Origin of the sequence: Rhizobium sp. BK661, from assembly GCF_024808825.1 — a bacterium.
Lineage (GTDB): Bacteria > Pseudomonadota > Alphaproteobacteria > Rhizobiales > Rhizobiaceae > Rhizobium.
Genome location: NZ_JANTYT010000005.1, coordinates 308,502 through 321,508, shown reverse-complemented (window position 1 = coordinate 321,508; position 13,007 = coordinate 308,502). Strand labels below are relative to the sequence as shown.

The 13,007-nt window shown below is 60.4% G+C and carries 15 protein-coding genes; 9 read left to right on the top strand and 6 right to left on the bottom strand.

The genetic code is table 11. From position 1 onward, the window contains the following. The first annotated feature begins 22 nt into the window (after positions 1-22). The 7 genes from FHX16_RS14080 (at position 23) to FHX16_RS14050 (ending at position 6,207) form a co-directional block, all read left to right on the top strand. Positions 23-1,243 carry an NAD-dependent epimerase/dehydratase family protein gene (locus tag FHX16_RS14080; protein WP_259129015.1) on the top strand — a complete coding sequence of 407 codons (1,221 nt, stop codon included), beginning with the start codon at positions 23-25 and terminating at the stop codon, positions 1,241-1,243. Beyond that, positions 1,240-2,061 carry a glycosyltransferase gene (locus FHX16_RS14075; RefSeq protein ID WP_183862106.1) on the top strand — a complete coding sequence of 274 codons (822 nt, stop codon included), beginning with the start codon at positions 1,240-1,242 and terminating at the stop codon, positions 2,059-2,061. Before FHX16_RS14080 ends, FHX16_RS14075 begins: the two co-directional genes overlap by 4 nt. After that, a complete protein-coding gene (locus FHX16_RS14070) occupies positions 2,058-2,942 on the top strand; it encodes an NAD(P)-dependent oxidoreductase (RefSeq protein WP_183862108.1) in 885 nt (294 codons plus the stop codon). Before FHX16_RS14075 ends, FHX16_RS14070 begins: the two co-directional genes overlap by 4 nt. Before the next feature lie 65 nt (positions 2,943-3,007). Next, positions 3,008-3,739, top strand: coding sequence for a hypothetical protein (locus FHX16_RS14065; RefSeq protein ID WP_183862110.1), 732 nt, complete (start codon positions 3,008-3,010; stop codon positions 3,737-3,739). Between the two features lie 96 nt (positions 3,740-3,835). Further along, entirely contained in the window at positions 3,836-4,423 is a 588-nt protein-coding gene (locus tag FHX16_RS14060) for a 5-formyltetrahydrofolate cyclo-ligase (RefSeq protein ID WP_183755711.1), read from the top strand. A gap of 2 nt (positions 4,424-4,425) precedes the next feature. Further along, positions 4,426-5,250 carry a TIGR00282 family metallophosphoesterase gene (locus tag FHX16_RS14055; protein ID WP_183862112.1) on the top strand — a complete coding sequence of 275 codons (825 nt, stop codon included), beginning with the start codon at positions 4,426-4,428 and terminating at the stop codon, positions 5,248-5,250. Between the two features lie 120 nt (positions 5,251-5,370). Beyond that, entirely contained in the window at positions 5,371-6,207 is an 837-nt protein-coding gene (locus FHX16_RS14050) for an MBL fold metallo-hydrolase (protein WP_183862114.1), read from the top strand. Positions 6,208-6,236: 29 nt separating this feature from the next. Here FHX16_RS14050 and FHX16_RS14045 read toward each other — a convergent pair whose 3' ends face one another. Then, positions 6,237-6,740, bottom strand: coding sequence for a pyridoxamine 5'-phosphate oxidase family protein (locus FHX16_RS14045; RefSeq protein ID WP_183862116.1), 504 nt, complete (start codon positions 6,738-6,740; stop codon positions 6,237-6,239). Between the two features lie 174 nt (positions 6,741-6,914). Here FHX16_RS14045 and FHX16_RS14040 point away from each other — a divergent pair, with 174 nt between their 5' ends. Then, positions 6,915-7,661 carry a YebC/PmpR family DNA-binding transcriptional regulator gene (locus FHX16_RS14040; protein ID WP_183755714.1) on the top strand — a complete coding sequence of 249 codons (747 nt, stop codon included), beginning with the start codon at positions 6,915-6,917 and terminating at the stop codon, positions 7,659-7,661. Between the two features lie 221 nt (positions 7,662-7,882). Continuing rightward, on the top strand, positions 7,883-8,371 hold the full coding sequence (locus FHX16_RS14035; protein WP_405049283.1) for an invasion associated locus B family protein: 489 nt from the start codon (positions 7,883-7,885) through the stop codon (positions 8,369-8,371). A gap of 203 nt (positions 8,372-8,574) precedes the next feature. Here the strand turns inward: FHX16_RS14035 and FHX16_RS14030 are convergent, their stop codons facing one another. The 5 genes from FHX16_RS14030 to FHX16_RS14010 are packed head-to-tail and all read right to left on the bottom strand — an operon-like array spanning position 8,575 to position 13,005. Then, positions 8,575-8,910 (bottom strand): cytochrome C oxidase subunit IV family protein, encoded by a 336-nt coding sequence (locus FHX16_RS14030; RefSeq protein ID WP_183755716.1) that lies wholly within the window; start codon positions 8,908-8,910, stop codon positions 8,575-8,577. An 8-nt stretch (positions 8,911-8,918) separates the two neighbouring features. Then, a complete protein-coding gene (locus FHX16_RS14025; RefSeq protein ID WP_183862120.1) occupies positions 8,919-9,647 on the bottom strand; it encodes a heme-copper oxidase subunit III family protein in 729 nt (242 codons plus the stop codon). A 10-nt stretch (positions 9,648-9,657) separates the two neighbouring features. Next, positions 9,658-10,368 carry a cytochrome c oxidase subunit 3 gene (locus tag FHX16_RS14020; protein ID WP_183862122.1) on the bottom strand — a complete coding sequence of 237 codons (711 nt, stop codon included), beginning with the start codon at positions 10,366-10,368 and terminating at the stop codon, positions 9,658-9,660. After that, complete coding sequence (ctaD, locus tag FHX16_RS14015) at positions 10,365-12,140, bottom strand: cytochrome c oxidase subunit I (protein ID WP_183755719.1); 1,776 nt, start codon at positions 12,138-12,140, stop codon at positions 10,365-10,367. The genes FHX16_RS14020 and ctaD overlap by 4 nt, the downstream gene beginning before the upstream one ends. 55 nt (positions 12,141-12,195) lie before the next feature. Next, positions 12,196-13,005 (bottom strand): cytochrome c oxidase subunit II, encoded by an 810-nt coding sequence (locus FHX16_RS14010; protein WP_183862125.1) that lies wholly within the window; start codon positions 13,003-13,005, stop codon positions 12,196-12,198. Positions 13,006-13,007: the final 2 nt, after the last annotated feature.

Below are 13,007 nucleotides of genomic sequence, written 5' to 3'. Positions count from 1 at the left end.
CATTCAAGCAGGAGACGACGCGATGAAGATTGCAGTGATGGGCGGGGACGGATTCATTGGCTGGCCGACATCATTGCATCTCTCCGACACCGGACACGACGTTCACATTCTCGACAACCTCTCGCGGCGCTGGATCGACACTGAACTTGGGGTTCAGTCACTGACCCCGATGGACTCGATCCAGGAGCGAACGCGCATCTGGCACGCCGAAACCGGCCGGCGCATTCATTTCAACCTGATCGACCTCGCCAAGGACTACGAACTGCTGAAGAAGTGGCTAGCTGAGAACCGGCCTGATGCCATCATTCATTTCGCCGAACAGCGCGCGGCGCCCTACTCGATGAAGAGCGACCGCCACAAGAACTACACGGTAAACAACAACGTCAACGCCACCCATAACCTCCTGAATGCGCTTGTCGAACACCAACTCGACGCGCATCTGATCCACCTCGGCACGATGGGCGTCTACGGCTATTCGACAGTTGGCGCAGCGATCCCCGAGGGCTATCTGCCGGTTGGCATCGAGACGGCGAACGGCGAGACCGTTAGCCAGGAAATCCTCTACCCCTCCAATCCAGGCTCGATCTATCACATGACCAAGTGCCTGGATCAGCTGCTCTTCCATTTCTATGCCAAGAACGACGGCCTGCGCATCACCGACCTGCACCAGGGCATTGTCTGGGGCACCCACACCGAGCAGACGCGTCGGCATCCGCAGCTGATCAATCGCTTCGACTATGACGGCGATTATGGCACAGTGTTGAACCGCTTCCTGATCCAGGCGGCGATCGGATATCCGCTGACAGTCCACGGCACCGGCGGCCAGACCCGCGCCTTCATCCACATCCAGGATTCGGTCCGCTGCATCGAGCTTGCCTTGAACAACCCGCCTGCCCGAGGCGCCCGCGTCGAGATCTTCAACCAGATGACCGAAACGCATCGGGTGCGAGATCTGGCGGAAATGATCGCCAAGCTGAGCGGCGGCGAGATCGCCTGGCTGCCGAACCCACGCAAGGAGGCGCCGGAAAACGAACTCATCGTCAAGAACGAGAAATTCCGCAAGCTCGGTCTCGATCCGATCACCCTGCAGACAGGTCTTCTGAGCGAGATCGTCGACGTCGCCAAGAAATTTGCCTACCGCGTCGATCGGTCGCGCGTCCCCGCGATCTCTGCCTGGACGAAAGACATTGCGGCGACGATCAACCGTGATCCGGAAGGTAGGAGGCTGAAGTCCGTTTCATGAGTGAGCCTCGGCACGCCTATGTCACTCTCGTCACCAACCACGATTACGCCATGGGCGCCAAGGCGCTTGCGGTATCGTTGCGCCGAACCGCCACTCCAGCGGATATCGTCATCCTCCATACGGCAGGCGCCGACCAAGCCAGTCTTGACCTGCTTCTGCAACTCGGCTGTCGCCTGGTGCCGGTCGACCATCTGCCCCTGTCAGCGGAGTTCAATGAGCGTCATGCTCGATCCAGTCTGCACGCCGCCGCTCCCTTTACGAAGGGACGCAAGCCTGCGTTTCATTCCCCGCTCGACAATTTCTGCAAGCTGCGCCTATGGCAATTGACCGAATACGCCAGCTGCGTCTTCATCGACGCCGACGCGATCGTGTTGCGAAACATCGACAAGCTCTTCCGCTATCCGGAGTTTTCCGCCGCCCCGAACGTCTATGAGTCCCTGGCGGACTTCCACCGGCTGAATTCCGGCGTCTTCGTCGCGCAGCCGTCCGAAGACACATTCCAGCGAATGCTGGAACGGCTGGATCGGCCGGGGGTGTTCTGGAAGCGGACGGACCAGACCTTCCTGCAGGAGTTTTTCCCGGATTGGCACGGCTTGCCCGTCTATTTCAACATGCTCCAGTACGTGTGGTTCACCATGCCCCGGCTTTGGGACTGGCAGAGTATTTCCGTCCTGCATTACCAGTATGAGAAGCCGTGGGAGACGAATCATCCGAAGGCCGATAAACTGCGGCCGCTGATCGACCTTTGGCATGCATTCTATGCCGGCGATGACCTGCCGGATCCATCGACAATGTCCAACCCTGACGAGGCGGCATGAAGGTATTGGTATCGGGGGGAACAGGTCTCGTCGGACGTTATATCGTCGAAGAACTGCTCGCCGCCGGCTATACCGTGATCATCGGCGGTCGCCACGCTCCCCTGCCCCGCTTCTTTTCAAGACCGGTCGAATTCGCCCCGCTCTCGCTCGATCCGACGCGTGATCATATCGAAGCCTTTGACGACGCCTATTTCTTCGTGCACGCCGCCTTCCACCACCTGCCCGGCAACTACCGCGGCGGCGAGGGCGATGACCCGGAGACGTTCAAGCACCTTAACCTTGACGGCAGCGTCCGGCTTTTCGAAGCGGCCAAACGCGCCGGCACACGCCGCTGCATCTTCATTTCGAGCCGCGCCGCCTATGGCGAGCACCCTCCGGGAACCACGCTGACAGAAGGCATGGCTGAGAAGCCCGAGACCCTCTACGGTCAGGTCAAGCTCGACGCCGAACGCAGCCTCGCGCATCTCGCGGCGCCCGGCTTCGCAACGACCAGCTTGCGCTTGACCGGCGTCTACGGCGACCTTCGGCCCAACAAATGGGACAAGCTGATCGAGGATTACCTCGCCGGCCGCCATCTGCCATCACGTGCCGGCACCGAGGTCCACGGAAGAGACGTCGGCGGCGCGGTTCGGCTGATGCTGGAAGCGGACACCGCGCGTATATCAGGCGAGACCTTCAACGTCTCCGATGTCACACTCGATACCTGGGACATCCTGGAACACATTCGCTGGGAGCGCGATTGCCTGAACAGGCTGCCGCTTCCTGCCGACAAGTCACAGCTGACGCCGATGGACACGGCGAAAATCCGCGCCCTCGGTTGGTCACCGGGCGGCATGCCGCTGTTCAATGAAACGATCCATACGCTCGCCACGCGTACGTAGGTGGCACAGGCCCACGCAAGCCTGAAGTTGCAGACTACGCCGGATCGTGCAATCCGGAGGATAGTATGCAAGTCGGTTCCGCATCAGCGCTCAACATCCTGCGCACCACTTACTCCTCCGACAATCTCACTACGTCGACCGACAGCACCAGCGCGCGCCTGAAGATCTTGCAGAATGCGGCAAGGGCACAGGAAAGCCTGCGTGAGAGCATGGCGACATCGGCCGAAGCGGCCAAAGCCCGTGCGGCACGCAAGCTTGAGGAAGCCAAGCAGCAGCTCGAAATGCTGAAGAGTGGCGGCTACCCACCGGAGGTCGTTGCCCGGCTTGCAGCCGAACTTGCCCACAAGATCAGCGCCGCTGCGGCGGAATTTGCCTCGGCTGTTGCGGCCAGTGCAACAAACATCGCTTCCACAGCCAATGCCTCTGCGGCAACGACCGATACCGGAGCGGCGTCGGCAGATGCCGCAACCGATACATCAGGCACAGACGCGGCCGCGGCGGCGGACAGCTCCGACACGAGCGCCCCCCAAGCGGACGAACCCGACGGCGCAACTGCGGCGCGCAACGCCTACCAGAGCGTCGTCGAAGACGGACAGCAGGCGTCCGCAGGGATCTCCACCGAAGACCGAAAGACGATGGAAGAGTTCAAGGCCATCCTGCAGGAGGTTCGTCAGTTGATGGACAAGGCGATGCGCGACTTGCGCGAGAGAACCGGCCAGCAGGCATCCGGAGTGAACGCCTACTCGTTTGAGGCGCAGGCCGACACCTCAGTCATGCCGACCAGCATCACGATTTGATCCGATTGGCTAAGGCGGGCGGTCAAAGGTCGTATTGTCCCGTTGAAATGATCGGCAGGACCTTTATCGTCTGCTGAAAACAGCGCGATGGACCGTATGACCCCAAAAGAACAGAAAGCCGAAATGCGAGCCGGCCGGCTTACACTGCGCGACGCGATCCCGGAGGCCACGCGCATCGAGATGAGCCTGGCCATGGCCGAGCATGCCGGCGAGGCCGTCGCCTTCGATCCGGGCACTGTCGTCTCCGGCTTCCTGCCGATCCGTTCGGAGGCCGACATCCGGCCGCTTCTGGCGCGCTTCCAGGCACGTGGAGCCCGGCTTTGCGTGCCTGCCATCCTCGACAAGCAGACGATAGTGTTTCGCGAACTTGTGCGCGGCGCGCCGTTGGTCAGCACGGGCTTCGGCACCTCCGGCCCGCCGGCGGACGCCGCCGTGCTCGATCCCGAAATCATGCTGGTGCCGCTCTCCGCCTTCGACAATCGCGGTCACCGCATTGGCTACGGCGCCGGCTATTACGACCGTGCCATCGAGCGTTTGCGGCAAAAAGGCCAGCATCCCAAGCTGATCGGCATTGCATTCGACTGCCAGGAAGTGGCACATGTGCCCGACGAGCCGCACGATGTCAGCCTAGACGCCCTCCTGACGGAAAGCGGGCTTCGCTTTTTTGCCTCTTGGATTGGATAGCAATGCGACTGCTTTTTCTGGGTGACATGGTGGGTAAGACCGGACGCACCGCCGTCTGGAACCGCCTCCCCGGCCTCATTTCCGACCTCAAGCTAGATTTCGTCGTCGTCAACGGCGAGAACGCCGCCGGCGGCTTCGGCATCACCGAGGATATCTTCCTCGAGACGATCAATGCCGGCGCCGATGTCGTGACGACGGGCAACCACGTCTGGGACCAGAAGGAAGCCGTCGCCTTTGCCGGACGTCACGACCAGTTCCTGCGGCCCGCGAACTACCCGCAGGGCACGCCGGGTCGCGGCTCAGGGCTGTTCTATGCCCGCAACGGCGCACGCGTGCTTGTCGCAAATGTCATGGGCCGCGTCTTCATGCATCCCGAACTCGACGATCCCTTCAAATCCGCCGAAGCGATCCTCGACGCCTGCCCGCTCAAGGAACAGGCCGATGCGATCATTTTCGACTTCCACGCCGAAGCGACTAGCGAGAAGCAGTGCTTCGGCCATTTCGTCGACGGCCGCGCCAGCTTCGTCGTCGGCACGCACACCCATGTCCCGACCGCCGATCATCAGATCCTGAATGGCGGCACCGCCTACATGTCTGACGCCGGCATGTGCGGCGACTACGATTCCTCGCTCGGCATGGACAAGGAGGAGCCGCTGAACCGGTTCATCTCGAAGATGCCGAAAGGCCGCATGGAGGCGGCGACCGGCCCGGCAACCATCTGCGGCGTCGGCGTCGAGATCTCCGATACGACCGGCCTGGCTGAAAAGATCGCTCCACTGCGGCTCGGCCCGCGGCTTGCCGAGACCATTCCGGAGTTCTGGCGCTAGTTCAGGCAGGCGTCTGCCATGACGCAAAAGTGAGCAGCGGTCCCGGCATTTCAACTGGACCACTGCGGCGCCTTGCCGCATCCTCCCGAGCCTACCCGTGAGCGCGCTGGAGGAAGTGGCATGAAGCCGCGTTTTCTTGTTTTCGCAATCGCCTGCCTGATGGTCTTGGTTGCCGTGGAAGTGGCCGCCGCTCAGGAGGAACGGCGAAACGTCAGCCAGTGCCAGGCTATCGCCCAATCGATCCCACAAGCGACCTTTGCGAGTTTCACAGGCCCGGCCCCAGTCATCGACGCCGGCGCCATCAATCAATCGGTTACGCTGACCTACATTGGGCACTCCACCTTCCTCATTGAAACGCCGGGCGGTGTGACGATCGCGACCGATTACAGCGGCTGGTACTCGCCGCCGCAGGCGCCGATGGTCGTCACCATGAACCGCGCCCATTCCTCGCACTATACTCTGGTGACCGACCCGGCCATCAAGTATGTGCTGCATGGATGGGGTGACGTGCCGGGCGAAAAAGCCAAGATCAACCTGGTAGTCGGCGACACCTACATTCGCAATGTCACCACCGATATCAGGGGCGGTTTCGGCGCGCCGCAGCAGGATGGGAACTCAATCTTCATCTTCGAGGTTGCCGGCCTCTGCATCGGCCATCTTGGCCATCTGCACTACGAACTGACGGAAACCCACTACGCGGAAATCGGCCGACTGGATGTCGTGATGGTGCCAGTGGATGGTGGCCTGACAATGGGCTCCGACAGCATGAGCCGCGTCATCAAGCGCCTGCGCGCCTCGCTGATCCTGCCGATGCATCAACCGCGCCCGCTGCAAAGCTTCCTGTCGATGTTCGGACCCGATTTCGACATCAGCTACGCGCCGACGAACACGATCTCCGTTTCGCTGCTCACCTTGCCGAAAAAGCCGCTGATCTATGTCGCAAAGGGCATGCAATAAAAGACCCGGACTGCGCCGGGTCTGTTCTTTCAAGCAAACTGCAAGTGCTGCCTGATGCCGACATCGGGCATCTTGTCATCGTCGAGATTGGCCTTGGCGATCTCCCAGCCGAACCTCAGCTTGCTACCCGTCGAAACCCAGATTTCGGCGTCGTCGACATGCATTGCGAGCATCGTGAGATTCGGATCCTTCTTGCCGTCATCATACCAGGCGGCGACAACTGAGTTCCAATATTCGTCAATCTTCGACGGGTCGGGCCGCACCTCGATCTTGCCTGCGAGGCAGGCATGGTAGTCGTGATCCTTGCCGACCACGCAGAAATGTGCCCGCGTACCCGGCTTGATGGCACGCACGATCGCTGCGTCCGATTTCGTGTAGAACCATATCGTATTCGTCTTCGGATCAGCATTCGGCGCCATCGGCTGCATGTGCATGTCCGCTCCATCCACGCCGAGCATGCCTGCATGGATGTCGTTCACCTGGTCCCAGAGCTGGCGTGCCGGGTGTTCCCGCGCTTCGTTGAAACTGGCCATAGCACTTCCTTCCGTTTCGAGGGTCCGTGCTTTGAAACGTCAGCTTCCGGGCTTTGTTCCGCCTTTCGGGCTGTATGAGCAACACGCGCGGTGGAGCCGTTTTCCCTTGAATACGGCCCATTTCGCTCTTATAAGGCGGCCCATTCCTAACAATATGACGTGAACAGGGGTGCCATGGCTGGCCATTCACAGTTTAAAAACATCATGCATCGCAAGGGCCGTCAGGATGCCGTGCGGTCGAAAATGTTCTCCAAGCTCGCGCGCGAAATCACCGTTGCCGCCAAGGCCGGTCTGCCTGATCCTTCGATGAACGCCCGCCTGCGTCTTGCGATCCAGAACGCCAAGGCGCAGTCCATGCCGAAGGATAACATCGACCGTGCCATCAAGAAGGCTGCGGGCGCCGACGGCGAGAACTACGATGAAGTCCGCTACGAAGGTTACGGCCCGGGCGGCACGGCGATCATCGTCGAGGCCCTGACCGACAACCGCAACCGCACCGCCTCCAACGTCCGCTCGATCTTCACGAAGGCCGGCGGCGCTCTTGGTGAAACAGGCTCGGTTTCCTTCTCCTTCGACCACGTCGGTGAAATCACCTACAAGCTTGAGGCAGGCGATGCCGACAAGATGATGGAAGCCGCCATTGAAGCCGGTGCCGACGACGTCGAGACCGACGAGGAAGGCCACTACATCACCTGCGGCTTCGAAGCCCTCGGCGAAGTCGCTAAGGCGCTCGAAACCTCGCTCGGCGAAGCCGAAACCGTCAAGGCTGTCTGGCGCGCCCAGAACAACGTGCCGGTCGACGAAGAACGGGCCCAGTCGCTGCTGAAGCTGATCGACAGCCTCGAAGACGACGACGACGTTCAGAACGTCTACTCGAATTTCGAAGTGGATGAAGAGGTTCTGGCCAAGCTTTCGGCCTGATCTATTTCAACCATTTATTCAAAGCCGGTCCCGGAAACGTGGCCGGCTCTTTTGTTTTTGGGCTTTCCATTCACATCAGACGATCGATCGGTCACACGTTCGTTACCCCCAACCCGCCATTAAGGTCTCGGTAACCCTCTCCGCCTTGAATGCCCCGCGTTCGCTCCAGCCGGTCTGTTCCAAGGCCAGCACCTCTCACACTTTCGGCGGGGAAAATGCCCATGAAAAGAATAGCTCTCGTACTCTCCTTCACACTTGCCGGTGCAATCTCCGCCAACGCGCAGCCGACAATGGTCAAGCAGTTCGAGGATTGGGGCGTCTATTCCTACAGCAAGGGCGGGCAGACAGTGTGCTATTTGCTGACTGTTCCGACAACCAAGCAACCGGCAAGCGTCGATCATGGCAGCAATTTCTTCGTGATCGGCCGGGCGCCGAGTGCCGGGTATGAGCCGCAGGCAATCATGGGCTACGAACTGAAGCCGGGCTCGCGGGTCAAGGTCGCGATCGGCGACGAGACGTTCACGATGTTCACCAGGGGCAAGTCCGCGTGGGTGCTTGAAGAGTCCCGCGAACCTGACGTCATCGGCGCCATGCGCTCCGGTAGCGACATGACGGTCGAAGCCGTCTCCCAGCGCGGCACTGCGACGACCTACACCTATTCCTTGAATGGGGTGACCGCGGCCCTGAAGCGCATGGCAACCTGCAACTAAGCCATGTCACGATACCCCACAGCACGCCGGCTCGGCGTGCTGGCTGCGGGCTGCTTGCTCGGCATCATGCTCGCCAGCCAACCGACATCAGCCGCTCCAACCCCGCAACAGTCGATCAGGTCCAACGGTTCGTCGGGCGCGAAACGGGGCTTCGCGTGCCCCGTTTCCGAACGAGAAGATCATCTAACCCTCCCATGGTCCACCTAGGGACCAGCGCCGCCGAGGAATGTCAGCCGGGTGAAGATCGTATAATGCGACTCCGATGCCATCATCGCCACGAAGACCAGGACGAGCAGCGGTGGCAGCAAGATTGCGTAGACCAGCGCCAGCCGCTCCCAGGCCATATGCATGAAGATGGCAACGATCAGGCCGGCCTTCAGCATCATGAAAACGATGATGAGCGTCCAGCGCGGGTAGCCCTGGATGCCGAGATAATCGACCAGATAGGAGAACGTGCTGAGGACGAACAGCAACCCCCACACCACGAGGTAAAGCCTGATTGGATGCTGCTGGCCGGAATGCGCTTGTGCCTGTGCCATGATGCGCCTCACCACAGATAGAAGAACGCGAAAATGAAAACCCAGACGAGGTCGACGAAGTGCCAGTAGAGGCCCATGATCTCGACGATCTCATAATTGCCCTTGCGGCTTGTGAAGAAGCCCCGCCGGCCCGTATCGAAGTCTCCGCGCCATACCTTGCGCGCGGTAATCAAAAGGAAGATCACGCCGAAGGTCACGTGCGTACCGTGAAACCCGGTGATCATGAAGAAGGATGATCCGAACTGCGCCGCACCCCATGGGTTCTCCCAGGGGCGCACGCCTTCGGTGATAAGCTTTGTCCACTCGAAAGCCTGCATTCCGACGAAAGAGGCGCCGAGCAGCGCGGTCAAAAGCATCAACGCTGCCGTCTTCCCGCGCTCGCGGCGATAACCGAAATTGACGGCCATGGCCATCGTGCCGCTGCTGCTGATCAGGATGAAGGTCATGATGGCGATGAGGATCAGCGGAACCTGCTGCCCGCCGATCTCAAGTGCAAAAACCTCGCTCGGATTGGGCCATGGGATCGGCGTCGACATCCGAGCCGTCATGTAGGCAAGCAGGAAACAGCCGAAGATGAAGGTGTCGCTGAGGAGGAAGATCCACATCATGGCCTTGCCCCAGGAAACGTTCTTGAACGCTCGTTGATCCGAGGCAAAATCCGCAGCCACACCACTCAGACCGCCGGTATGGCTGCCATGGGCGACGGGTTCTGTTTCAACTCGGGTGAGTTCGGCCATTGTCTGCCCCTTAAGAAACGAGTTGACGGCAGAGGTCGACAAAGTCGTTTGCCCAGCCGGTAAAGAGCGCAAAGAGAAGCAGCCACACGACGAGCATGAAGTGCCAGTAGGTGGCGCAGAGCTCGATGCCGAGGCGCAGCCTGGCGGGCGCCGTGGCGCTGCCCGCGAGCAGCTTCACCCGCGTCCGTGCAAGGACCGCCAGCCCGCCGAGGATGTGGAGACCGTGCAGCCCAGTCAGCATGTAGAAGAAGCTGTTTGCCGGGTTATCGGCAAGCACATAACCGGCCGCAACGAGTTGCAGCCAGGCAACGATCTGCCCCGCAAGAAACAGCACTGCTGTCGCCAGTGCTGCATCGAGGCCCAGTCGTACACCGTCATCGGCGCCCCGCCGCGCTTGAACCACCGTCCACTGCAGCGCCGCGCAGCTCAAGATCAGCACCGCCGTATTCGCCCAAAGAAGCCGTGGAATGGGGATCGCCCACCAATCGGCGCCGCTCATCCGGGCGAGATAGGCGCTTGCCAGCAAGGAAAAGAGGGCCCCGACAACCGCAAGAAAAATACCGAGGCCGATCTTGGCCGTCGGGATCGGCGGCTTAGCCGGTTGGTGGATATCGTCGAGCGTGCCGACCTCCAACCATGGCTTCGACATCAACCGCTGTCCGGACATCCACCAAATGACGATGGCGGCAACGCCTGCGAGGAAAATCAGCACGACGCTCATGCTGGCGCCCTCGACAGTCCAGCCGTTGGCGGCTGGTTCTGCGGTATGAAGTCTTCGGCAGCGCCGGGGACACTATAGTCGTATGCCCAGCGGTAGACGACCGGCAGCTCCTTGCCCCAATTGCCATGGGCCGGCGGCGTCTCGGGCGTCTGCCATTCCAACGACGTCGCCCGCCACGGATTGCCACCCGCCTCTCGACCATGGAACAGGCTCCAGACGACATTGAACAGGAAAACGAGTTGAGCCGCGCCGACAATTAGCGCTGCGACAGAAATGAACATGTTCAAATCGTGCACTGACGGTGGAATGAATACCGTGTCGCCAAGCTCGAAGTAGCGGCGCGGCACGCCGACAAGACCGACATAATGCATTGGGAAGAAAATCGCGTAGGCGCCGATGAAGGTGACCCAGAAATGGATCCGCCCGAGAACCTCGTCGAGCATCCGCCCGGTAATCTTCGGGTACCAGTGGTAGATGGCGCCGAAGACCACCATGATGGGTGCAACGCCCATCACCATGTGGAAATGTGCGACGACGAACATCGTGTCGGACAGCGGCACATCAACCACCACATTGCCGAGGAAAAGCCCAGTCAACCCACCATTGACGAACGTCACGATGAAGCCGATGGCAAACAGCATCGGCAAAGTCAGGTGAATATCCCCCCGCCAAAGCGTCAAGACCCAGTTGTAGACCTTGATCGCCGTCGGGACGGCTATGATGAGCGTTGTCGTGGCGAAGAAGAACCCGAAATTCGGGTTCATGCCGCTAACATACATGTGGTGCGCCCAGACGATGAAGCTCAGCGCCCCGATGATCACGATCGCCCAAACCATCATGCGGTAGCCGAAGATGTTCTTGCGCGCATGCGTGCTGATCAGATCTGAGACAATGCCGAATGCCGGAAGCGCCACGATATAGACCTCCGGATGCCCGAAGAACCAGAAGAGGTGCTGGAACAGGATCGGGCTTCCGCCATCCGATTTCAGCTGTTCGCCCATCTCGACGATTGCAGGCATGAAGAAGCTGGTGCCGAGCAGCCGGTCGAACAGCATCATGACCGCGGCGACGAACAATGCCGGGAAAGCCAGCAGCGCCATGACGGTGGCGGTGAAGATGCCCCAGACGGTCAAAGGCATCCGCATCAAAGTCATGCCGCGCGCCCTTCCCTGCAGCACGGTGACGACGTAGTTCAGGCCGCCCATGGTGAAGCCGATGATGAAGATGATCAGCGATGAGAGCATCAGGATGATGCCCCAGTCGCGCCCGCCCGGCGTACCTGATGTCAATGCCTGCGGCGGATAGAGCGTCCAGCCAGCACCCGTCGGCCCGCCGGGCGCAAAGAAACCGGCGACAAGCACGATCACGGCGAGCAGGTAGAGCCAGTAGCTCAGCATGTTCGCATAGGGGAACACCATATCGCGAGCGCCCACCATCAGGGGAATGAGATAGTTGCCGAAGCCGCCGAGGAAGAGTGCGGTCAGCAGATAGATTACCATGATCATCCCGTGCATCGTGATGAACTGATAGTAGTGGTCGGCGTCGATGAAGGAGAAATAGCCGGGGAAGCCGAGCTGCAGACGTATCAGCCAGGAGAGGACGAGCGCCACGAAACCGATCGCGAACGCCGTCATGGAATACTGGATGGCAATGACCTTGGCATCCTGGCTGAAGACGTATTTCGTCCACCAGCTCCTCGGATGGTAAAGTTCTACATCCGCCACTTCGGCTGGCGGAATGACGTCGGCGGCACTGGTTGGAATATCAACCATCGCATGCTTTCCTTCCTCCTCCCGTTACGACCGCTCCCCCGGTCGCAACGCCGGCCTAGTTGGCCGGTTCAACCGCTGCCATCAGCTGCGAGAACGTCTGCTGCTGCGCGAGCCACGCCTGATAGGCGTTCGCCTCGTCGACAACGACAGTCCCTCGCATCTGCGGGTGTCCAACACCGCAAAGCTCCGCGCATAGCACTTCGAATGTGCCCGTCCGCGTCGGTGTGAACCAGAAATAGGTGACCGAGCCGGGGATCATGTCCATTTTCGCCCGGAACTCGGGAACATAGAAATCATGCAAGACGTCAACCGATCGCAGGTGCACGCGAACCGGTTTTCCGATCGGCAAATGCAGTTCGCCACCTGAAATGATGATGTCATCGAGGCCCGCCGGATCACTCCTGATGACGCCGAGCGGATTGTCTGCTGTCACCGCTCGATTGTCAGCCCTGCCAAGCTTACCATCCACTCCCGGCAACCGGAAATTCCACAGCCACTGCTGCCCGACGACTTCGATTTCCCCAGCATCCGCCGGGACAGTCACGAACTGGTGCCATACGAAGAGACCAGGTGCCAACATCGCACCCACCCCGAGAGCGGTGCTGCCGGCAAGCCACCATTCCAGACGCTTGTTTTCTGGTTCATAGGCCGCCCGGTTGCCCGGCCGATGGCGAAAACGAAAGATGCAATAGGCCATAAAGGAGATCACCGCGACGAAGACAAAGCCAGTGATCCAGAACGTGATGGTGATGGTGTGGTCGATGTAGCTCCAGTTCGAGGCGATCGGAGTCCACCACCACGGGCTGAGCAGATGGAATGCCACCGACCCGACGACGATCAGAACGAGAACCAGCACGACAACCATGC